Annotated in this window: 18 protein-coding genes and 4 tRNA genes; 2 read left to right on the top strand and 20 right to left on the bottom strand. The window is 39.2% G+C overall.

Annotated elements, in window-relative coordinates; translation table 11 throughout:
- Positions 1 to 8 precede the first annotated feature (8 nt).
- From trmA to CVT08_RS04175, 5 genes are read right to left on the bottom strand one after another with little or no spacing between them, the layout of a single operon-like run.
- The gene (trmA, locus tag CVT08_RS04195; protein ID WP_107856922.1) at positions 9 to 1,118 is read right to left on the bottom strand and encodes a tRNA (uridine(54)-C5)-methyltransferase TrmA; all 1,110 of its coding nucleotides are present in this window, start codon (positions 1,116 to 1,118) and stop codon (positions 9 to 11) included.
- A gap of 2 nt (positions 1,119 to 1,120) precedes the next feature.
- Positions 1,121 to 2,824, bottom strand: a complete 1,704-nt coding sequence (locus CVT08_RS04190; RefSeq protein WP_103558210.1) for a Na+/H+ antiporter NhaC family protein — start codon at positions 2,822 to 2,824, stop codon at positions 1,121 to 1,123.
- A 9-nt stretch (positions 2,825 to 2,833) separates the two neighbouring features.
- Positions 2,834 to 3,580, bottom strand: a complete 747-nt coding sequence (locus CVT08_RS04185; RefSeq protein ID WP_107856921.1) for an SDR family NAD(P)-dependent oxidoreductase — start codon at positions 3,578 to 3,580, stop codon at positions 2,834 to 2,836.
- A gap of 8 nt (positions 3,581 to 3,588) precedes the next feature.
- A complete protein-coding gene (locus CVT08_RS04180) occupies positions 3,589 to 4,800 on the bottom strand; it encodes an ankyrin repeat domain-containing protein (protein ID WP_107856920.1) in 1,212 nt (403 codons plus the stop codon).
- 36 nt (positions 4,801 to 4,836) lie between these two features.
- The gene (locus tag CVT08_RS04175; protein WP_107856919.1) at positions 4,837 to 7,422 is read right to left on the bottom strand and encodes a bifunctional aconitate hydratase 2/2-methylisocitrate dehydratase; all 2,586 of its coding nucleotides are present in this window, start codon (positions 7,420 to 7,422) and stop codon (positions 4,837 to 4,839) included.
- A 122-nt stretch (positions 7,423 to 7,544) separates the two neighbouring features.
- On the opposite strand from CVT08_RS04175, the gene CVT08_RS04170 reads away from it, so the two are divergent.
- Positions 7,545 to 8,003: a methylated-DNA--[protein]-cysteine S-methyltransferase gene (locus CVT08_RS04170; protein ID WP_021089298.1), complete on the top strand. Its 459-nt coding sequence runs from the start codon at positions 7,545 to 7,547 to the stop codon at positions 8,001 to 8,003.
- A gap of 39 nt (positions 8,004 to 8,042) precedes the next feature.
- On the opposite strand, the gene CVT08_RS04165 is transcribed toward CVT08_RS04170, so the two are convergent.
- From CVT08_RS04165 to CVT08_RS04125, 9 genes are all read right to left on the bottom strand, one after another.
- The gene (locus CVT08_RS04165) at positions 8,043 to 11,138 is read right to left on the bottom strand and encodes a type I restriction endonuclease subunit R (protein WP_107856918.1); all 3,096 of its coding nucleotides are present in this window, start codon (positions 11,136 to 11,138) and stop codon (positions 8,043 to 8,045) included.
- Between the two features lie 10 nt (positions 11,139 to 11,148).
- Entirely contained in the window at positions 11,149 to 12,342 is a 1,194-nt protein-coding gene (locus CVT08_RS04160) for a restriction endonuclease subunit S (RefSeq protein ID WP_107856917.1), read from the bottom strand.
- A 10-nt stretch (positions 12,343 to 12,352) separates the two neighbouring features.
- On the bottom strand, positions 12,353 to 12,523 hold the full coding sequence (locus tag CVT08_RS04155; protein WP_021085054.1) for a hypothetical protein: 171 nt from the start codon (positions 12,521 to 12,523) through the stop codon (positions 12,353 to 12,355).
- The gene (locus CVT08_RS04150) at positions 12,520 to 14,073 is read right to left on the bottom strand and encodes a type I restriction-modification system subunit M (protein ID WP_107856916.1); all 1,554 of its coding nucleotides are present in this window, start codon (positions 14,071 to 14,073) and stop codon (positions 12,520 to 12,522) included. Before CVT08_RS04150 ends, CVT08_RS04155 begins: the two co-directional genes overlap by 4 nt.
- A 10-nt stretch (positions 14,074 to 14,083) precedes the next feature.
- Positions 14,084 to 15,097 carry a bifunctional 3,4-dihydroxy-2-butanone 4-phosphate synthase/GTP cyclohydrolase II gene (locus CVT08_RS04145; RefSeq protein WP_107856915.1) on the bottom strand — a complete coding sequence of 338 codons (1,014 nt, stop codon included), beginning with the start codon at positions 15,095 to 15,097 and terminating at the stop codon, positions 14,084 to 14,086.
- A 563-nt stretch (positions 15,098 to 15,660) separates the two neighbouring features.
- Positions 15,661 to 15,737: transfer RNA gene (locus CVT08_RS04140), tRNA-Asp, on the bottom strand.
- 11 nt (positions 15,738 to 15,748) lie between these two features.
- Positions 15,749 to 15,824, bottom strand: a tRNA-Val gene (locus CVT08_RS04135).
- Positions 15,825 to 15,840: 16 nt separating this feature from the next.
- Positions 15,841 to 15,916, bottom strand: a tRNA-Glu gene (locus CVT08_RS04130).
- A gap of 14 nt (positions 15,917 to 15,930) precedes the next feature.
- Positions 15,931 to 16,006: transfer RNA gene (locus CVT08_RS04125), tRNA-Lys, on the bottom strand.
- A gap of 155 nt (positions 16,007 to 16,161) precedes the next feature.
- On the opposite strand from CVT08_RS04125, the gene lepB reads away from it, so the two are divergent.
- On the top strand, positions 16,162 to 16,860 hold the full coding sequence (lepB, locus tag CVT08_RS04120) for a signal peptidase I (protein WP_107856308.1): 699 nt from the start codon (positions 16,162 to 16,164) through the stop codon (positions 16,858 to 16,860).
- Between the two features lie 162 nt (positions 16,861 to 17,022).
- Here the strand turns inward: lepB and CVT08_RS10410 are convergent, their stop codons facing one another.
- The 6 genes from CVT08_RS10410 to rpsP all read right to left on the bottom strand — a co-directional run bounded on the left by CVT08_RS10410 (position 17,023) and on the right by rpsP (position 19,728).
- Positions 17,023 to 17,544, bottom strand: a complete 522-nt coding sequence (locus CVT08_RS10410) for a ComEA family DNA-binding protein (RefSeq protein WP_107856307.1) — start codon at positions 17,542 to 17,544, stop codon at positions 17,023 to 17,025.
- A gap of 137 nt (positions 17,545 to 17,681) precedes the next feature.
- A complete protein-coding gene (gene rplS / locus CVT08_RS04110; protein ID WP_002941851.1) occupies positions 17,682 to 18,038 on the bottom strand; it encodes a 50S ribosomal protein L19 in 357 nt (118 codons plus the stop codon).
- Between the two features lie 8 nt (positions 18,039 to 18,046).
- The gene (gene trmD / locus CVT08_RS04105) at positions 18,047 to 18,739 is read right to left on the bottom strand and encodes a tRNA (guanosine(37)-N1)-methyltransferase TrmD (protein WP_107856306.1); all 693 of its coding nucleotides are present in this window, start codon (positions 18,737 to 18,739) and stop codon (positions 18,047 to 18,049) included.
- Positions 18,736 to 19,266, bottom strand: coding sequence for a ribosome maturation factor RimM (rimM, locus tag CVT08_RS04100; RefSeq protein WP_107856305.1), 531 nt, complete (start codon positions 19,264 to 19,266; stop codon positions 18,736 to 18,738). The genes trmD and rimM overlap by 4 nt, the downstream gene beginning before the upstream one ends.
- Positions 19,259 to 19,501, bottom strand: a complete 243-nt coding sequence (locus tag CVT08_RS04095) for a KH domain-containing protein (RefSeq protein WP_009293991.1) — start codon at positions 19,499 to 19,501, stop codon at positions 19,259 to 19,261. Before CVT08_RS04095 ends, rimM begins: the two co-directional genes overlap by 8 nt.
- Positions 19,501 to 19,728 carry a 30S ribosomal protein S16 gene (rpsP, locus tag CVT08_RS04090; protein ID WP_009293992.1) on the bottom strand — a complete coding sequence of 76 codons (228 nt, stop codon included), beginning with the start codon at positions 19,726 to 19,728 and terminating at the stop codon, positions 19,501 to 19,503. Before rpsP ends, CVT08_RS04095 begins: the two co-directional genes overlap by 1 nt.
- Between the last annotated feature and the right edge of the window lie 9 nt (positions 19,729 to 19,737).

The following is a 19,737-nucleotide window of genomic DNA, read 5'->3' as shown; positions in this document are numbered from 1 at the left end:
CTTTCCTTTTAAAATTTATCTTTTGCCTCTAGTAGCACGCCACACTCGATGTGATGAGTGTTGGCAAACTGATCAAAGAGCGCAAATTTTATCATTTTATGGCTTTTAGTAAGCTCATTTAAATTTTCTTTTAGCGTCTCTGGGTTGCACGAGATGTAGATGATGTTTTTGAAATTTCTAATGAAATTTATGACGCTTTCACTAAGTCCAGCGCGAGGCGGATCGACAAGGACGTGCGAGAAGTTAAAGTCGCTTAAATTTATCTCTTTTAGCCTGTTAAATTCCCTAACGCCAGCAAATGCGCTCATCAGCTCATCAGCGTCCATACGCAAAAATTTGATATTTTCTGCCCCATTTAGCTCGCAGTTTTTAAGGGCATTTGCGATCGAGCTTTTTGAAATTTCAGTGGCAAGGACATTTTTAAATTTAAACGAAAGCGGGATAGTAAAATTTCCATGTCCGCAGTAAAGCTCCAGCAGGTCAGCGCCACCTTGCACGCACTCTTTTGCCCAAGCTATCATCTTCTCATTTACCGCTTTATTTGGCTGGATAAAGGCATTTTCACTTAGGCTAAATTTATAAATTTGCCCATCGACATTTAGCTCATCAACTAAATTTAGCTCGCCACTTAGCAGCTTTTGACCGCGAGATCTAGCTAAGATCATCACATCAAGCTTGCTAGCTAGAATTTTCATCGCTGCCTCAAACTCACTATCAAGCCTTTTATGATAAAGAAGCGTGACTAAAGTGCCACTTTTACAGGCGATAAACTCCACTCCAAAGAGCTTTGTGCGTAAAATTTCATCATTTTGTAAATTTTCAAGTAGCCTTGGCATGAGATGTGAAATTTGCTCGCAAACCTTTGGACACTCATCTATAAAGACCCTTTTGCCCTTCTCGCTTGCGTGCATCGTGTAGCTAAGCTTGCTACCATCGTGCCAGATACCAAACTCAGCCCTCGTGCGGTAGTGCTTTGGACTTGAGCTAAAAACATCAAATTTGCCATCATAAAATGGGGAGAAATTTTGCTTGATAAGATCAGTTTTAAATGAAATTTGCTCACTATAAGGGGTAAAAAGAGTGCATGATCCGCACTCTTTTAGGTATTTGCAGTCCAAATTTAAACCGCTTTCTCTTCGACTTTTTTGCCTACAAATCTAACCAAAGCCCAGATCGCTAAAAATCCGCAAGGAAGTGCGATCCAAACGCTAAGACCAAGTGCGACAGGTAAGTAGCCAACAAGCACACAAACCGCGCAAACGCTAAGTGCATAGATCATCTGTGTTGAGACGTGATCGATGTGGCTGCATCCTGCACCCATTGATGAAAGTATCGTAGTATCTGAGATCGGCGAGCAGTGATCACCAAAGATAGCACCCGTTAGAACGCTTGAGATATTTACGATCATATAAGCGTGCATCGCGTCACCATCTAAGCCGTAGTTTTTGCCGACTGCGTAAGCTAGCGGGATAGCTAGAGGCATCAAAATGCCCATCGTGCCATAGCTGGTGCCAGTTGAGAAGCTGATAAATGAGCCAAGGATGAAAACAGCCACTGGCAGGATAAATTTAGGCGTTGAGTCACTTAATAGATCGACTAAATATCTTGAAGTGCCAAGCTCTTTGATAACCGCACTAAGGCTCCAAGCAAGAAGCAAGATAACAACTGTGATGATCATAGTTTTCCAGCCCTTTACCCATGTGCTAATAGCCTCTTTTACATCAAAAATTTTGCGCCAAACGCCCATGACGATAGCTACTATGCTAGCAAGCAATGCTGCTTGAAATAGCGATGTAGCAGAGTCTGCTGCACCAAAAGTATCTTTAAATGTTGAAAACGAAAGTGGATTTGCAAGTGCATTTTTAAGAGTATCGCCCTCAAGTGCAGCAAGACCGCTAAAATAAAAGCTAGTAAATGCGCCGATAACTAGTACAAGAAGCGGCACGATAGCATTTGAAGCGCTTAGTTTTACGCCCTCTTTTGGCTCAAGAGTCTTATCTTCAAGGTCTTGAATTTGAGTTTTACCAGAGTGAAGCTCACCCTTTCTAGCGCGTCTTTCAGCTGCTAGCATAGGTCCGTACTCACGCTGCATCAAGGCTGTGCAGACGATGAAAAATAAGATAAAGAGGTTGTAAAATCTATATGGAATGGTCTCGATAAATATAGAATAAGCGTTTATGCCAGTCTCGCCGATAAGCTCGTAGCCCTTTTCGATGAGCGAAACCTCAAGTCCGACCCATGTAGAGATGATAGCGATACCAGCGATCGGTGCTGCAGTAGCGTCGATGATGAAGGCTAGCTTTTCGCGGCTTATTTTAAATTTATCGCTTATTGGCCTCATGATAGGACCAACGATTAGGGCGTTTGCATAGTCATCGAAAAATACAAAGATACCCATAAGCCAAGTTGAAATTTGAGCTGAGACGCCAGTTTTTGCCTTTTTGCTAAGCCAAAGAGCAACCGCCTTTGTGCCGCCCATCTTTGTAATAAGTGCGACCACGCCACCTATACAAAGCACTTGAAGCAAGATGCCTGCATCAGTGCTATCAGCCATCGACTCAACCACTCTTGAAACGATGCCTGTAAAGCCTTTGATGATGCCCATAAATACATTTTCATTAACGATATTTATAAGAAAAGTTCCGCTAAAAACACCGATAAATAGCGACAAGATGACATCTTTTGTGATAAAAGCAAGCGCTATTGCCACAACAGGCGGTATAAGCGTGAATACGCCGTAAATTTGTGCGTTTCTTTTGGCGACTTCTGGATCAACTCCAAAAAGCGCGACACTAAAAAATAGTAATAATAAAATTTGTCTCACATAAACTCCTTAAAATTTTTCTATCGCAAGTCCAGCCCAAGTCTGCGTATTTGCCATGACTTCGACCCTATTTATATTTACGCTCTCAGGCATATTTAGGCAGTTAAGCAAAATGGTCGCTATATCCTCAGACGTGATGAAATTTGTATTTTCATAAATGCTATCAGCCTTTGCCTTATCGCCCTTAAATCTAACCTCGCTAAATTCAGTCTTGCAAAGCCCTGGCTCGATGTTTGTCACCCTGATATTAGTGCCAACTAGATCGTTTCTTAAATTTAGACTAAACTGCTTTACAAAGGCCTTTGTAGCGCCATAAACGTTGCTACCAGGATATGGCCACGAGCCAGCTGTCGAGCCTAGGTTAAAGATATAGCCCTTTTCTTGCTTATAAAGTAGCGGCAAAACGGCCTTTGTAGAGTAGATAAGACCCTTTACGTTTGTATCTATCATCGTCTCAAAGTCCTCAACCTTCACATCTATCGTCTTTTCTTGTCCCAAGGCAAGTCCAGCGTTATTTACAAGCACTTCGATGTCTTTAAATTTATCAGGCAGGCTATCAACTGCGTCAAAAACAGCCTTTTTATCGCGTATGTCAGCTACGATGATGTGCGTATTGCCAAGCTCACTTGCAAGCTTTTTTAGTCTATCTTCGCGCCTTGCAAGAGCGACTATCTTGTAGCCCTCTTTTGAAAGTCTTCTAGCGATCGCCTCGCCAAATCCAGATGTTGCACCTGTCACAAAAGCTGTCTTTTTCATATCTCTTCCTAATTAAAATTTGGCTTTAAACCAAGCTCTTCTAAAAATTTAATATTTTTTTCGTTTTTATCTTTAATCGCATAATCAAGCGCGTTAAATCCAGCATCGTCAGTCGCGTTTATATCAGCGCCGCTATCTATCAAAAGCTTTAAAATTTCTGGCGTCGCGTGAGCCGCTGCATGCATAAAAACGCTTCTGTTTGTATGCTCTAGGCCGCACGTATCCTCTACTTGCATCATGCCTAAATTTATCATATTCATCTTAGACTGCTCGTCGATATAGCTCTCGTTCGCATTTGCCCCACTCTTTAGCAAAAGCTCGCAAAGAGGCGCATCCTCAAACTGCACAGCGTAAAAAAGCGCACTTTTACCAAAGAAATTTTTGTGATTCACATCGGCTCTATTTTTAAGCAAAATTTTTACATTTTCTAAATTTCTAAGAGCAAAAAAGAGCGGCGTCTCATCGCCTAAATTTAGATCCGCCCCACGCCTTATGATCTCTTCTATCATATCGCTACTTTTGTCATTTAGCAGTGCGATATCAAGTAAATTTGTAAGCTCTGCGGTGGTGAAATTTTTTGAGTAGAGTAAATTTGCAAGCTCGTCTTGGCTTAGCTTTTGAGCCATCATCTTTTGCTCAGAAGTTAGAGCCTTAGCCTTATTTACCTTTTTGCCGACACTAAAGCTTAAAAACTCATTTATCACGCTAGTTGCGTAGTAAGCGGCACTTGCACTATCAACGCCCAAAGCCTCGTAAAATTTAACTAGCGGAGTTTGAGCGTTTTTATAGGCTTCGCTGAATTTTTTATATTTTAAGAAGTTAAACAAGCTCTCATTCGCCCAGTACCTAAAATACTCCATCTGAGCATCTTTTTGAGCCTCAGCTATCTCTGGCTTTGCAAGCTCTTTTTGATAGATATCAGGGGCAAATGAAGCTTTTAGCAATATCCATCTAAATTTATTTAAATTTTCTCTATAAACGCCCTCTCCAACGCAACTTTGAGACTCGCTTCTAACAGCCACACTCGCATCAAAAAGCTCTTTTACCTCTTTTAAATTTAAAAGCGAGCCATCACAATAAAATAACCACTCATTCGCGTAAGCAAGCTCGTTTGGAGTAGTTTTAAAGATCTCTTTTTTAGCAAGGTCACTGCACTCTAATGCGTGTAAATTTACAAAAAGAAAACTGCTAAAAAAGAGAAAAAAAGCTACTTTTTTCATCAAAGCTCCTTAAAATTTCGCGATATTGTAACAAATTTATATACTAAACTCGCTTATTTCATTAAAATTTAGGTATTTATAAATTTGATCTTTGTTTAAACTAAGACTATCTCTTACTATCTTTTTATACTCACTAACGCTTGGCAAACGCCCTAACAGTGCGCATACAGCGGCTATCTCGGCACTTCCTAGATAGACCTTTGCGCCCATGCCCATTCTGTTGTCAAAATTTCTAGTCGAGGTCGAAAAAACGACGGCGTTATCGTTCACCCTTGCTTGATTACCCATGCAAAGCGAGCAGCCTGGCACCTCAGTCCTAGCATTTAGCCTCTTAAATATCTCATAAACGCCCTCATCTTCGAGCGTCTTTTTATCCATTTTTGTTGGCGGTGCGATCCAAAGCCTAGTAGTAAGCTTGCTCTCACGCTCCAAAATTCTAGCTAGCGCCCTATAATGGCCGATATTTGTCATACAGCTACCCACGAAGACCTCGTCGATATTATGCGCTCTTTTGCTATCAGCTAAAATTTCACTTAGCGTCGCCACGTCGTCTGGGTCGTTTGGACAGGCGAGGATCGGCTCATCTATCTGCGACAAATCAATCTCCAAAATTTCAGCGTAGCTTGCGTCCTTGTCGGCTCTTAAGAGAGTTGGTTTTTCTAGCCATTTTTGCATCTTCTCTTTTCGCCTAGCAAGCGTTTCATGGCTCTCATAGCCTGCTTTTATCATTGCCTCTATTAGCGCAACGTTTGAGCGAACATACTCCGCGACGCTTTCAACGCTTAAATTTACCACGCAAGCAGCCGCCGAGCGCTCAGCCGAAGCGTCACTTAGTTCAAATGCCTGCTCCACTTTTAGGCTCTCAAGCCCTTCTATCTCTAAAATTTTACCCGCAAAAATGTTCTTTTTATTCTTTTTCTCAACGCTTAAAAGCCCTTTTTTGATAGCAAAATATGGTATCGCATTGACTAGATCTCTAAGCGTCACGCCCTCTTTTAGCTCGCCTTTAAATTTGATCAAAACTGACTCTGGCATATTTAGCGGCATCATTCCAAGCACTGCCGCAAACGCCACTAGGCCGCTGCCTGCTGGAAAACTAATGCCAATAGGAAATCTCGTATGACTATCGCCACCCGTGCCAACCGTGTCAGGCAAGACCATGCGGTTTAGCCACGAGTGGATGACGCCATCACCTGGTTTTAGGCTCACGCCACCACGTAAATTTATAAATTTTGGCAGGCTCTCGTGCATCACAAGGTCGCTTGGCTTTGGATAAGCAGCCGTGTGGCAAAAGCTTTGCAAGACAAAGTCCGCCCCAAAACTAAGGCTAGCAAGCTCTTTTATCTCATCTCTAGTCATGGGCCCAGTGGTGTCTTGCGAGCCAACGGTCAAAATTTCAGGCTCTACGTAGGCCCCAGCTCTCACGCCGTCCACGCCACAAGCCTTGCCGACCATCTTTTGAGCCAGCGTATAGCCACCGCCCAGCTCTTTTGGCTGATCTGGCTTTATGAATATCTGCTCCTCGTCAAGCCCCAAGACCTCCCTAGCTTTTTTGGTGACCTGCCTACCTATCATCAGCGGTATCCTGCCGCCTGCTCTTATCTCGTCGCTTAGGGTGTTTGGGCTTAGTTTAAAATTTGCCACGAGCTTCTTTTCATTGCCTGCAAGCTTGTAAATTTCGCCTTTAAATGGCCAAATTTCTATCTCATCGCCCATTTCTAGCTCATTTACGTTTGCAACTATCGGTAGTGCGCCGCTATCTTCAGCGGTGTTAAAAAATATCGGAGCTATGGTCGTGCCGATCACGATGCCACCGGTTTTTTTGTTTGGCACGCCCTCTATCTCATCGCCAAGGTGCCACTGGATAGAGTTTATACCGCTCTTTCTGCTGCTGCCAGTGCCAACCACGTCACCAACATACGCCACGCTCTTACCGCGACTTTTTAGCTCTTTTAGGATTTCTAAACCTTCAGGCATCTTTTTAACGAGCATAGCCTTTGCGTGAAGCGGTATGTCAGCCCTTGTATAGGCCTCACTAGCAGGGCTTAGATCATCTGTATTTGTCTCGCCAGGCACCTTAAAAACCACTGCCTTTATGCACTCATCAAGTGGCTTTTTATGCATAAACCACTCGGCATTCGCCCAAGAAACAAGCACCTCTTTTGCAAATTTATTACTGCTTGCTAACTTTGCGATCTCGTCAAAATGCTCATGCACCAAAATGATGTTTTTTAGCTCATTTGCCGCAGCACGCGCGATAACATCATTGCTATTTTTTAGCGCTCGCACTAAAATTTCTACATTATATCCGCCAAGCATCTTGCCTAAGATTTTAATGGCACGAACCGCATCAAGTCCGTCTATCTTAAGACCTTCTATCACCTCGCCAAGAAATTCTGCCTTTATCTTTGCCGCGTCATCAACGCCAGGATTTACGCGATTTGTGAGCAAATTTATAAGAAATTTTAGCTCGTTTTGCACCTTCTCATCGCCACTAGAGCTGCCAGCAAGTTTTATAAGCTCGCAAATTTCACTTGTTTGCTTGGCGTTTAGCGCAAGCGGTGGCACGCCCTCTTTTTCTCGCTCACTCACGTGTTTTTCGTAGTCGGTAAAAAAGCTCATAAATTTCCTTTGTGATTTTGCTCGTTTTTAGTCTAAAATCGCTGATTTTGCTTGCATTTTATCAAAAAGCAAAACAATCTAAAGTAAAATTTGCCCAAAATTTCAAATTTCAAGGAGTAAATGTGTCAAAAGCCTACCTAAAATCACCCATTGGAATTTTAGAGATCGTTGCTAGTGAAAATGGAATTTGCGAGATAAATTTTGTAGATAAATTTGAAAAAGTTGCGGTAAAAGATGAAAATTTAAAGCTTTGTTTAGATGAACTTGAGGCTTATTTTAAGGGCGAACTTAAAAAATTTAGCGTTAGACTTGATATAAAAACAACCAAATTTAGAGCCAAAATTTATGACGTTTTACAAAAAGTGCCATACGGCGAAACGACCACCTACGCAGCTCTAGCACTTGCTGCAGGTCACAAGAACGCTTACCGAGCAGCAGGCTCTGCAAATGCCAAAAACCCACTGCCTATCATCATCCCTTGCCACAGAGTGCTCTCTCACAGCGGGCTTGGTGGCTACTCAGGCGGCGAAGGCTTGCCAACTAAAATTTGGCTACTAGAGCACGAAGCAAAGCATAAATAAGCCAAATGCAAAACTATAAATTTTGCTTAAAAGCGCCTCTTAAACCGATGAGCCAACCTCTTTAAATTTATCAACAAAATGCGATATCTCGTCGATAACTTTTTGTCTGATTATTGGATAGTTTTTATTTAAAGGGCTGATCTTAGGCAGTATCTCGCCTATTTGCGTTCCGCTCTGACTTACAAAGCCACTCTTTAAAGACGAACTTATAAACCTTCTTGCTCCAGCCTCATCTAAATTTAAAGAAGTGATAAGCTCGTCCGCCTCTTTTTTCATCACACCTTTTGCAAATTTAAAAAACTCTTCTATCACGCTAGCTCGGTCTTTAAATTTATCCAAGTCGCTTTGGTTTATAAAATCAACTATCAACCCCTCTTTTGAGCGGTTTTCCAAGCTCGAGCGGATGATGCGACGCACCTCATCAGTAAGGGCTGCTTTATCTTTTATCTTTTTATTATGCTCAAATATCAAACCCAAAATATAGTCTAAATTTATCTCCTGAGACTTTAGTAGATCAACCTCAAATACCACATCATCCCAGTTTATCCTCTCTTTTTCCTTCTCTTCGCCAGCCTTTTCTTTTCTTAGCCACTCTCTTATATCATTATACGTTCCGCGGTAGTCTTGCAAAGCCCTTGCATTTGGCACTTTTATGCTTTGCATCTCTTTGATTTGTTCATCACTTAAGCCAAATTTATCCCTAAACTCACAAACTGCTTTTTCATCGTCTAAATTTACCTCTTGCAAAGCCCTTAGAGCAACAAATTCATCGTAGTTTTGCAAAGCATTTTCCACCCTTAGATACTCTCCAAAAAGCTTTACAAATTCTTTCTTATCCTTTTGCGTCTCTATCTTAGTAGGATCAGGGAATTTTGCCTCTAGCTCGCTTACTATATCTACAAAGCCCCTTCTTGCCTCTCCAGATACCGCATCTGTAAAGCCATCCATATACTCTTTATAGCTTTTTTCGAGTATGACGCTTTTGGTGCTGCCTTTACCAAAAAGAGTTATAGCATCTTCTGTCGCTTTTTCTAGGTCTCTAAATGTTACGATATTGCCAAAAGTTTTTGTAGCACCATAAATTCTATTTGTCCTAGAGTATGCTTGTATGAGCCCGTGATAGCGTAAATTTTTATCCACAAAAAGCGTGTTTAGACAAGGCGCGTCAAATCCAGTTAAGAACATACCCACAACTAGGAGCAGATCGATCTCTTGCTTCTTTGTGCGCTCGCTTAGATCTCGGTAGTAGTCTTGAAACGACCCACCATCAACGCTAAAGTTTGTCTTAAAGTAGGCATTGTAGTCTTTTATCGCGCTGTTTAAAAACTCTTTTGAGCTAACGTCCATCGACTCTGGCTCAAAGCCCTCATCAGCTATCTCGCCAACCATATCTTGCTCTTCGTTTTGTGAAAAAGAAAATATTGTCGCTATCTTTAAAGCTCGCTCTTTGTTGCTTTGTAAATTTTTAAACGCTTCATAATAAAGCTTCGCTGCATCTACCGAGCTTACTGCAAACATAGCGTTAAAGCCCTTGCCACTTGCGTTTAAACGGTGAGTTTTTTGATGAAATTTCTCTAGCACATACTCTGAAATTTCTTTGATACGCTCAGGGTGCAAAAATGCACTTTTATTCTCAGCTGCACTTAGCTTTAGCTCGTCTTTTTCTGTCTCTATACTCTTAAATTTAGGCACGACATTGTTATAATCAACCTTAAATTTAAGCACCTTCTCATCTCTTATGGCATCGACTATTACATATTCATGAAGCGAGCTTCCAAAGACACTTTGCGTAGTCTCTGCTCCGATGGCATTTTGAGGAAATATCGGCGTTCCGGTAAAGCCAAACTGATAAAATTTCTTAAATTTCTTCTTTAAATTTTTCTGCGCTTCGCCAAACTGAGACCTGTGGCACTCGTCAAATATAAAAACAACCTCTTTTTGATATATGCTTAGATCATCTTCGCTCTTCATCAGATTGTTTAGCTTTTGTATGGTTGTTACGATGATCTTTCCGTCATCTTTTTGAGTATTTCGCTTTAGCTCTGCTGAGCTAGCTGAGCCATTTACGCTATCTTTTGAAAATTTTTGATACTCCTTCATAGTCTGATAGTCAAGGTCTTTTCTATCCACCACAAAAAAGACTTTATCTATAAATTCAAGCTGTGTAGCAAGCCTAGCTGCCTTAAAGCTAGTTAGCGTCTTGCCAGATCCTGTCGTATGCCATATAAAGCCGCCACCTTCTGGCTTTGAGTAGCATTTAGCATTATGCGAGCTATTTATCTTCCAAAGTATGCGCTCAGTCGCCGCTATCTGATAAGGACGCATTATAAGCAAGGTATTATTTGTGTCAAAGATGCAGTATTTGCTCAGTATGCTAAGAAGTGTATTTTTCGCCAAAAATGTAGCTGTAAAGTCCTTTATATCTTTTATGGCTTCGTTTTTTGAATTTGCCCAGTTTATAGTAAAGTCAAAGCTGGTTTTATCTCGTTTGGTTGTATTTGCAAAGTATCTTGTATCTGTGCCATTTGAGATGATAAAAATTTGCAAGTATTTAAAGAGCGAATTTGATGAGTTAAAGCTCTCTTTGGAGTAGCGGTGAATTTGATTAAAGGCTTCTCTTATCGCCACGCCTCGCTTTTTAAGCTCTATTTGCACAAGCGGCAAGCCATTAACAAGTATAGTGACATCATATCTGTTGTGCGATGAGCCAGTTTGCTCAAACTGATTTATCACCTGCAAGCTGTTTTTAGCGATATCTTTTTTATCGATAAGGCAGATATTTTGTATATGCCCATCTTCAAAAGTAAAATCATATATATGATCATCTTGTATCTTGCGGGTCTTTTCTATTATGCCATCGTTTGGCTTGTCGATATACTCTTCAACTAGCCTTTTCCACTCTGAGGGGCTAAATTTAACGTTATTTAGCCTCTCTAGCTGCTCTTTTAAATTTCGTAAAAGTTCCGTTTGAGAGTTTATATCTTTTTTATACTCATAGCCTTGTTTTGCAAGATCATCTATAAGCTCACGCTCCATATCCGCTTCGCTTTGGTAGCTTGAAGACTGAGGCAATCTCTCATATTTATCTAAAACGATGAAATTTTCTGACTCAAGTATGGTTTTACTCTCTATCATTTTTACGCCTTTATGCTCTCATTTTTGGTTTGAAATTTAAAAGTAGCTCTCTGTAATACTCATACTGCTTGCGCCTTAGCTCTATCTCTCGTGGCAAACCCTCAGTTATAGAATTTACAAGCGTATCAAATTTATCTAATATCTCAACGACCTTTTGCTGTGTTTGAAGTGATGGGGCGGGGATTTTAAATTTTAAAAATCTATCTGACTTAACACGAGTTACTTTTGCCCCTTGAGCGTGCTTTTCTTTAAATTTATAAAAGCTATTAGTTTGCAACATATATGTTAAAAATTTCGTATTGACGACCTTATTTGGACGCAAAGCAAACATATCGCCAGATATGGCAACTTCTTCACCTAACCAACCAAGAGGCTTAAGAATATCTTGTATATTTTCACTAACTCCAGAAATAAGAACGTCACCCTTTGTCGCTTTTTTTAACCTTCTTGCCGTATCAACCGAAACAAAAGATTTAGTCTTGCTAGCAAACGTTCCATAATACGTATAAATTTGACCGTAATGTATCGCAGGAACTCCACGCTCCACAAAGTCCTTCTTTTGCAACCCATTGCCACGTATCAGCTCGCAAATTTCTCCAAGCGTTTTTAGCTCACACCCTCCATTTTTATCAAGCTCGTCAAAGCTTAAAAGAAAGTCGCGATAAAATTCATACTGCTTTTTCCTAGCTGTAAGCTCTGCTGTAAGCTCTGCTGTAAGCTCTGCTGTAAGAAGCGTGAAAGAGTCCAAGATACGGACTATTTCACGCTGCACTTCCATCGGAGGTACAGGGAGTTTAATCTCACTCAATAATTTTTGTGGCAAATGAGCTGGAATTGCATTTGTCCTTAATGAATATATGAATTCTTGATTTTTCATCAAGCAATACAATAAAAATTTATTAGATATTTCTTTTTTCGGAAAAATACAATAACAAACATCATTAGCCCAAAATTTTTCCTCAATAAAATTGATATATCCAGCAGTTCCATATTGCGCAACAGTTATTGTATTAGCTTCACGATTAAATTTATTCAAAAATCCAAGCGGCTTTATACCTCCACTTACAACAGGATATTTGCCATCATTTTGCAGTTCCGCTTTTGTAACCCTTTGACCTCTAACAATATCCGCAATCTCTCCAAGCTCTTTAAATTCAACCCCATCAGGGCAAAGTTCATTTATCAGATCAAAAATTTTACTCATTTCAAGCCTTTTAAAATTTTGCTCGGCTTCGCGAGTGAAATTTCGGAGCCATCGTTCGCATTGCTACGCAATATGCTCCACTCACTCGCAAAGGGACGGACATCAAGCAGTTGATGTCCTGCTTGCCCCTTTGCTCACCATCAGGGCAAAGCTCATTTATCAGATCAAAAATTTTACTCATCTCTCGCCGTCCAGCTCTATCTGCGCGATGATATCATCTATCTGCGAGCGTAAATTTGATATCTTAGCCACGGTCTCTTTTATCTGTAAATTTAGCTCATTTATATCTATCTTCTCACGTGTATCTTTTGGCTCGACGTAGGAGCTAACTGCTAGGTTGTAGTCATTTTTGGCGATAGTGTCATTATCCACCGATGTAGCTACGTGAGCGATCTCTTCTTTACTGGCAAAAATTTCTACTATCTTTTTAATGTGCTCATTTGTTAAAACGTTATTGTTTGTTCTTTTTTCAAAAAACTCACTAGCGTCTATAAACTGCGTTTTGTTTTCACTTTTGTGCTTTGAGAGCACAAGGATATTTACAGCGATCGATGTGCCGTAGAAGAGATTTGGCGCTAGGGCGATGATGGTTTCTACGAAATTTTCTTTTACTAGATACTCACGTATCTTCTTTTCTGCGCCGCCTCTATAAAAAATGCCAGGAAAGCTAACGATAGCGGCTCGCCCCTTTGCAGAGAGGTAGCTAAGAGCATGCATGATAAAGGCAAAGTCTGCCTTGCTTTTAGGCGCTAGCACGCCAGCTGGAGCAAACCTAGCATCATTTATAAGTGTGGGGTCATCGCTGCCGATCCAGTTTATAGAGTAAGGAGGATTTGAGACGATGGCGTCAAACGGCTTGTCGTCCTGAAGCTTTGGGTCTAAAAGCGTATCGCCAAGCTCGATGTGAAATTTAGAGTAGTTTATGTTGTGTAAAAACATATTCATGCGAGCAAGGTTAAATGTCGTGTGATTGATCTCTTGTCCGAAAAAGCCCTGCTCTACCTCATGCTTGTCAAATCTCTTTTTAGCTTGCAAAAGTAGCGAACCAGAGCCACAAGCTGGATCGTAAATTTTATTTACACTTTCTTGTCCGTGCATGGCTAGCTCAGAGATGAGCTTTGAGACATTTTGCGGAGTGAAAAACTCGCCGCCTGACTTGCCGGCATTTGCAGCGTAGTTTGAGATGAGAAACTCATAAGCATCGCCAAAAAGATCGATGTGGTTATCTTTAAAGTCACCAAAATCAAGCCCAGCAACTCCGTTTAAAACAGCAGCAAGCCTTCTGTTTTTATCTGCGACGCTATTGCCAAGCCTGTTGCTTGTCGTATCAAAGTCAGCAAAAAGTCCTTTGATGTCTTGCTCTGACTCAAACCCTGCGGCTGAACCCTCGATACTTTTAAAAATTTGATCCAGATCGGTATTTAAATTTGCATTACTTGAGGCATTTTTTACGACATTTTTAAAAAGCTGGCTAGGATAGATGAAGTAGCCCTTTTCTTCTATAATGACCCTTTTTTGCTCGTCATCTATCTCATCGTCACCCATGCTAGCGTAGTCGATGCTATCATCCCCGGCCTCTATGTAGTCGGTAAAATTTTCACTGATAAATCTATAAAACAAAGTTCCGAGGACATACTGCTTAAAGTCCCATCCATCAACAGCACCCCTTACTTCATTTGCGATGCTCCAAATTTGATTTTGTAAGGCTCTGCGTTGTGCCTCTTCGCTCATTTTATCTCCTTTAAATTTCCTTATAACCGACTATATTTAGTCCAAAACCGGCTAAGCTTACAAATTCTTTATTTTTATTTGAGCTTAGAAGCTCGATATCCTTTACGCCAAAGTGATTTAAAATTTGCGCTCCGATGCCGTAGTCTTTGCTTGTGTTTGAGTTGTCGCTATCTAAAAAGATCAAAATTCCACCATTTTGGCTTAGAAATTTGATAGTTTTTAAAAGCTCTTCGTATTTTGGACTGCTTAAAAGCTCGTGATCGGCAAGGATCTTTTGAAATTTGACATTTGCCTTGCTCTTTGGCTCGCCAAAAAGATAGGCTGAGTGGATTTTGCCTTTGTGATCGGTGATATCGTATCTTATAGCCGCGCAGTCTGCGATCTTGACGTCACTTTTTTCGCCAACTCTTATGAGGCTTTCATGACTTAGCCTATACTCAACCAGATCGGAAACGCTGATCATATTTAGCCCAAATTTCTTGCAAAACTCCTCTAGATAGTCGCGCCTTGCCATTGTGCCATCTTCTTTTACGATCTCACATATCGAAGCCATCGGGCTAACGCCAGCAAGCTTGCAAAGATCGACTGAGCCCTCGGTGTGGCCTGTGCGAACTAGCACGCCGCCATTTTTTGCGATGAGTGGGAAAATGTGTCCTGGGCGCACAAAGTCCTCAGGCTTTGAGCTGGCCTCTGCTGCAAGCCTGATCGTCATATCGCGCTCATATGCGCTAACGCCCGTTGTTGCGTCTTTTGCGTCGATCGTAACCGTAAAAGCTGTCTCATGGCTTGAAGTGTTTTTAGCTACCATTAGCGGCAGATCAAGCCTTTTAGCGTTTGCCTCGTCCATCGCGAGACAGAGCACGCCCTTTGCATGAGTGATAGCAAAATTTACCTTTTGCATGTCGCTACTAGCTGCCGAAAAGACTAGATCGCCCTCATTTTCGCGGTCCTCATCATCGACCATAACGACCATTTTCCCATTTTTTATATCCTCAATCGCTCTTAATACATTTTCAAGTGCCATAATTATCCTTTTATAAATTTTTACGATTATATTGATATTTTGATAATCAAAAGATAAAAACCATATTTTTTCTTTGCCGGTAATCACTTTTGAGAAAAAATAGAATTTACACCAAAATTTAAGCTCTTGAGGTTGATATTAGCCATTTGGTAGGATAAATTTATCCCATATAGGCATAAAATTTATATGTATATTTCGTGATAAAACAAATTTTGACTTTAAATTTTAAAATATGCCTTAGACAAAGACAAATTGCTATTTTAGTTCGCTAATGACTATATGAAAGATAATTGAAATTTACATTAAATAAAAAAGTAGAGTTTGATAAGTAGGTTTAAAAATTTAAATATTTTTATTTAAAAACGCGAGGCAAATTAGGCTCTCATCGTTATTTTAGCTATAAAAGTAAAAAATTTTAATAGAGAAAATATATTCAATCTGTTTTAAAGACAATATTTTATGTATTATTTTACATATTATTTAATAGAATATTTTTATAAAAATTTTGCATTAAATTTAAAAAAACAAAAAAATAAAAATGGATATGAAAAATTTAAAGTAGATGGCGCAGCGGACGGGGCTCGAACCCGCGACCTCCGCCGTGACAGGGCGGCATTCTAACCAACTGAACTACCGCTGCACCTAAAGTAATGGTGGTCGCTATAAGACTCGAACTTATGACATCCACCTTGTAAGGGTGGCGCTCTACCAACTGAGCTAAGCGACCTAAAATTTAAAATATCTGGCGACCCTTAGAGGATTTGAACCTCTGTTCCTACACAGAGAAAGTAGAGTCCTGAGCCACTAGACGAAAGGGTCATAAACCCAAAAAATGGTGTCCTGCGTTGGATTCGAACCAACGGCCCCCTCATTAAAAGTGAGATGCTCTACCGACTGAGCTAGCAAGACATGATTATTTAAAAAAGAATTGAGATTATACAAAAAACATTATTATATGTCAAGAAAAAAACCTGCTATATCCGATCGTCTTGATATATTAAGGTCAAAACCAAAAAAATACTATACAATTGCATCCAGCTTAGTAGATAAAGGATGCTCTCTTTATGAAAATTTTTTTTATAAAATTTACACTTAGTATCATTGTAGTATTTATTGTAACACAAGTGTTTTTCTTAAGGATATACTTTGTTCCAACAAGCTCAATGGAACCAACATATAAGATTGATTCGGTTATAGTTGCAACTCTTTTTGACTACGGTATATTAAACCCATATAGCCCTTTCTCGCAGACACCTCTTATATCATCAAAAGCCGATAATGGGCACATATTAGATTCTACTGCTCGTCCAGAGCGTGGAGAAGTGATAATTTTTAGAAATCCACTAAGTCCAAAAACTCACCTTATGAAACGCGTCTTTGCTGTTGGCGGTGACGAGGTTCGGTTCGCTTGCGATGGTCTTTATTTAAAACGTCCGCAAGATAAAGAATTTATTTTTGATCCGTATAAAGAACAATTTGCGGGCATACACTATGATGAAGATAGTGTAATAATATTTAATACCTTAGAACATGAGTATCAAAAAGAGTTAAAAGAAACTCTTAATGACGCAGATACTTCAGAAATACCTTCATCTAAATCAAATTTTGATACTCAAGATTGTCAAAATGCTTTTATATGGAAGTTAGAAAAAGATACGTTTTTCATGGTTGGCGACAACCGTAATCACTCTTTTGATAGTCGTTTTTTTGGAGCAATTCCGTACAAATTTTTAGTTGGTAAAGCTAGATGGCAAGTATTTTGACACAAATTAGCAAAACACCTTGGCTGAAGATGAAAATTAAGCAAATTATCGGATCAATAAAATTTGAAGAAAGTTGTAATATTTTTTTGTCAATTACAATTAAAACAAAAAATATATGATTTTATAAAACCTACTTGTAAAAACAAGCAGGTTTAAAATATTTTATTTCTCTAGTTTCTCTTTAAGTTTTTCTTTTTTAGATTTAGCTTTTGAAGCGGCTTTTTCTTTCTTTTCTTTTACTTTATCAACAACTTTATCTTTTTCATCTTTTGCTTTTTCACTTATGCTAGTTTCACCTTCTTTGTTAGAAGTTAGCTCTTCTTTACTTTTAGAAGCTTTCTTTTTAAATTTATCTTTTTTATCAGAAATTTTTTCTTTCATCTCGTCTTTTGCCTCATCCATTTTCTTCTTACTAGCTTTTGCTTTTTCGCTTACTTCGCTCTTGCCAGTAGTAGAAATTTCACCCTTTAGGTTATCAAAAGTTTTATCGCCGATGCCATTTACATTTTTGAGATCGTCGATTGAGTTAAATTTATTTGCTTTTCTATACTCAATGATCGCATCTGCTTTCGCACTGCCAATGCCATCAAGGCTCATAAGCTCCTCTTTAGTAGCTGTGTTTAGATTGATTGCTGCCATAGCCAAAGATGCAATAGCTGCAAGTGAAATCAAAATCTTTTTCATTTCCATTCCTTAAAAGTAAAATTTGAGGTAAAATTCTAGCAAAGAGTGATTAATGAAGTATAAATATGGAGTAATATAAAAATTATTTTAAAATGGTTTAGAGAAGAGAATCCCTGAAAAATTTCAGGGAAAAAGTTTTATTTTCTAAGTTCGCGGATCTTAGCTGCTTTACCGCGTAGTTCGCGTAGATAGAATAGTTTAGCTCTTCTAACACGACCTTTTCTAAGAACCTTTATCTCTTCTATAGAGTCGCTAAATATTGGGAAAATTCTCTCAACACCAACACTATTAGCACCGATTTTTCTGATAATAAATGTTTCGCCAGTACCGCTACCACGTCTAGCTATACAAATGCCTTCAAAATTTTGAATTCTTGTTTTGTCGCCCTCATGAATACGAGTAGCCACACGCAATGTATCACCTGCACGGAAGTCAGGGATATTCTTACCAGCAATTTGAGCATTTTCAAACGCTTCAATGTATTTATTTCTCATGTTTTTCCTTATTTATGTGGCTTTAGCTTTTGATATAAATCAGGGCGAAAGTACCTTGTTTTGCAGTGAGCCATCTTGTTTTTTAAATTGTGGATTTTAGCATGATTACCCTTTAAAAACTCTGAAACCACAAAGATAGATTTAAAATTATCAGGTTTTGTAAAAGATGGAGCTTCAAGTAGATTGTCCTCAAAGCTCTCTACTTCAAGGCTCATGTCGTTTCCTAAAACACCAGGCACGTTTCTTGATATCGCGTCACTCATACAAAGCGCTGGAAGCTCTCCGCCAGTTAAAATAAAATCACCTATGCAAAAAACTTCGTCCGCCCAAAGCTCAACAACTCTCTCATCAAGACCTTCATATCTGCTGCAAACAAAGCAAACATGATCTTTTTTGGAAAGTCTTTTTGCGTCATTTTGGTTAAATTTTTTACCAGCTGGTGTCAAAAAGATCACGTGAACATTTTTATCTTTTTCTTTTACAAATTTGATCGACTCATCCAAAGGCTGTGGAAACATCAAAAGCCCTGCTCCGCCTCCGATCATGTAATCATCAACTTTATTATGCTTATCGTTGGTAAAATTTCTTGGATTTATAAAATCAATTTCTATAAATTTATTACTAATCGCACGTTTTAAAATAGAATCACAAAAGTAAGGTTTGACTAAATTTTCAAAAAGTGTAATAAATGTAAATTTCATGAATTTTCTAAGATATCTCTAGCGCCTTTTACCAAAATCTCTCCGCTTTCCAAATTTACAGTTTCGATAAAATGCTCCAAATATGGAATGTAGAAATTCTTTGGTTTGCCGTCTACGATAAGCTCTTCGTCTGTTTTTATGTATAAAAGTGAATTTGCAAAATTATCTTGGATATCTTCTACAATGCCCAAAATTTCACCATTTTCTACAACTTTTAATCCAATAATATCAAACTGAAAAAATTCATCTTTTTTTAACTTGCAGTTTTTTCTAGTGAGCTCTTTTGTAGTGTAGATAGTTCTATTTACGAGTGTTTTGGCAAGGTCTAAGTCATCAAAATTTTCAAACAAAACCAGCTCTTTTTGCCTATTATAGTCTTTTATGATGAGCTGATCATTGTTTTTATCAAAAAAGATTGCGCCTTTTTTAAATTGTTCTGGGAAGTCGCTCTTGTTGTGAAGCTTTAAATAGCCCTTTAAACCAACACATCTCCCGATGGTAGCGACTTCAACAATATCACTATTCAATAGCTTTTACCGTTACTCTATAACTTGTATTGTCTTTGGCTTTACAGCCGATAATAACGGTCTTTATGGCATTTATCATTTTGCCGTCTTTACCGATAAGCTTTCCGGTATCAACCTTATCGGCACTTATAATGATCTCGACAAAATTTTCACCAAGCTCTTGACGCTCAATAGTTACCTTTTCAGGAAAATCAGCTATCAGCTTGGCGTATTCGTATAAAAAATTTTCAACCATTATTTTGTAATTTGCGCAACTCTGTCGCTAAGTTTAGCACCGACGCTTTTCCAGTAATCCAATCTCTCTTTGTTGAAATTTATAACATTTGGCTCAACCATAGGGTTGTAATAACCAATGCTCTCTATCCAACCGCTATCGCGTCTTTTTCTGCTATCTGTAACAACTATACGATAAAAAGGTCTTTTTTTACGTCCCATTCTTGTTAGTCTTACTACTGTTGCCATATTATATTC

The sequence above is a fragment of the Campylobacter concisus genome, assembly GCF_003048835.2.
GTDB lineage: Bacteria > Campylobacterota > Campylobacteria > Campylobacterales > Campylobacteraceae > Campylobacter_A > Campylobacter_A concisus_D.
The sequence above is the reverse complement of the archived record's forward strand: the minus strand, read 5'-3'. Positions and strand labels throughout refer to the sequence as shown.

Bases quoted from the DNA above. Each gene is read 5' to 3' on its own strand.
- CVT08_RS04150 (WP_107856916.1), bottom strand. From the start codon at position 14,073: ATGAGCGAAGAGGCACAACGCAGAGCCTTACAAAATCAAATTTGGAGC.
- CVT08_RS04095 (WP_009293991.1), bottom strand. From the start codon at position 19,501: ATGGTTGAAAATTTTTTATACGAATACGCCAAGCTGATAGCTGATTTT.
- CVT08_RS10410 (WP_107856307.1), bottom strand. From the start codon at position 17,544: ATGAAAAAGATTTTGATTTCACTTGCAGCTATTGCATCTTTGGCTATG.
- CVT08_RS04175 (WP_107856919.1), bottom strand. From the start codon at position 7,422: ATGAGCTTTTTTACCGACTACGAAAAACACGTGAGTGAGCGAGAAAAA.
- CVT08_RS04185 (WP_107856921.1), bottom strand. From the start codon at position 3,580: ATGAAAAAGACAGCTTTTGTGACAGGTGCAACATCTGGATTTGGCGAG.
- CVT08_RS04145 (WP_107856915.1), bottom strand. From the start codon at position 15,097: ATGGCACTTGAAAATGTATTAAGAGCGATTGAGGATATAAAAAATGGG.
- lepB (WP_107856308.1), top strand. From the start codon at position 16,162: ATGAAAATTTTTTTTATAAAATTTACACTTAGTATCATTGTAGTATTT.
- trmD (WP_107856306.1), bottom strand. From the start codon at position 18,739: ATGAAATTTACATTTATTACACTTTTTGAAAATTTAGTCAAACCTTAC.
- CVT08_RS04180 (WP_107856920.1), bottom strand. From the start codon at position 4,800: ATGAAAAAAGTAGCTTTTTTTCTCTTTTTTAGCAGTTTTCTTTTTGTA.
- CVT08_RS04165 (WP_107856918.1), bottom strand. From the start codon at position 11,138: ATGATAGAGAGTAAAACCATACTTGAGTCAGAAAATTTCATCGTTTTA.
- CVT08_RS04155 (WP_021085054.1), bottom strand. From the start codon at position 12,523: ATGAGTAAAATTTTTGATCTGATAAATGAGCTTTGCCCTGATGGTGAG.
- rpsP (WP_009293992.1), bottom strand. From the start codon at position 19,728: ATGGCAACAGTAGTAAGACTAACAAGAATGGGACGTAAAAAAAGACCT.
- rplS (WP_002941851.1), bottom strand. From the start codon at position 18,038: ATGAGAAATAAATACATTGAAGCGTTTGAAAATGCTCAAATTGCTGGT.
- CVT08_RS04160 (WP_107856917.1), bottom strand. From the start codon at position 12,342: ATGAGTAAAATTTTTGATCTGATAAATGAACTTTGCCCTGATGGGGTT.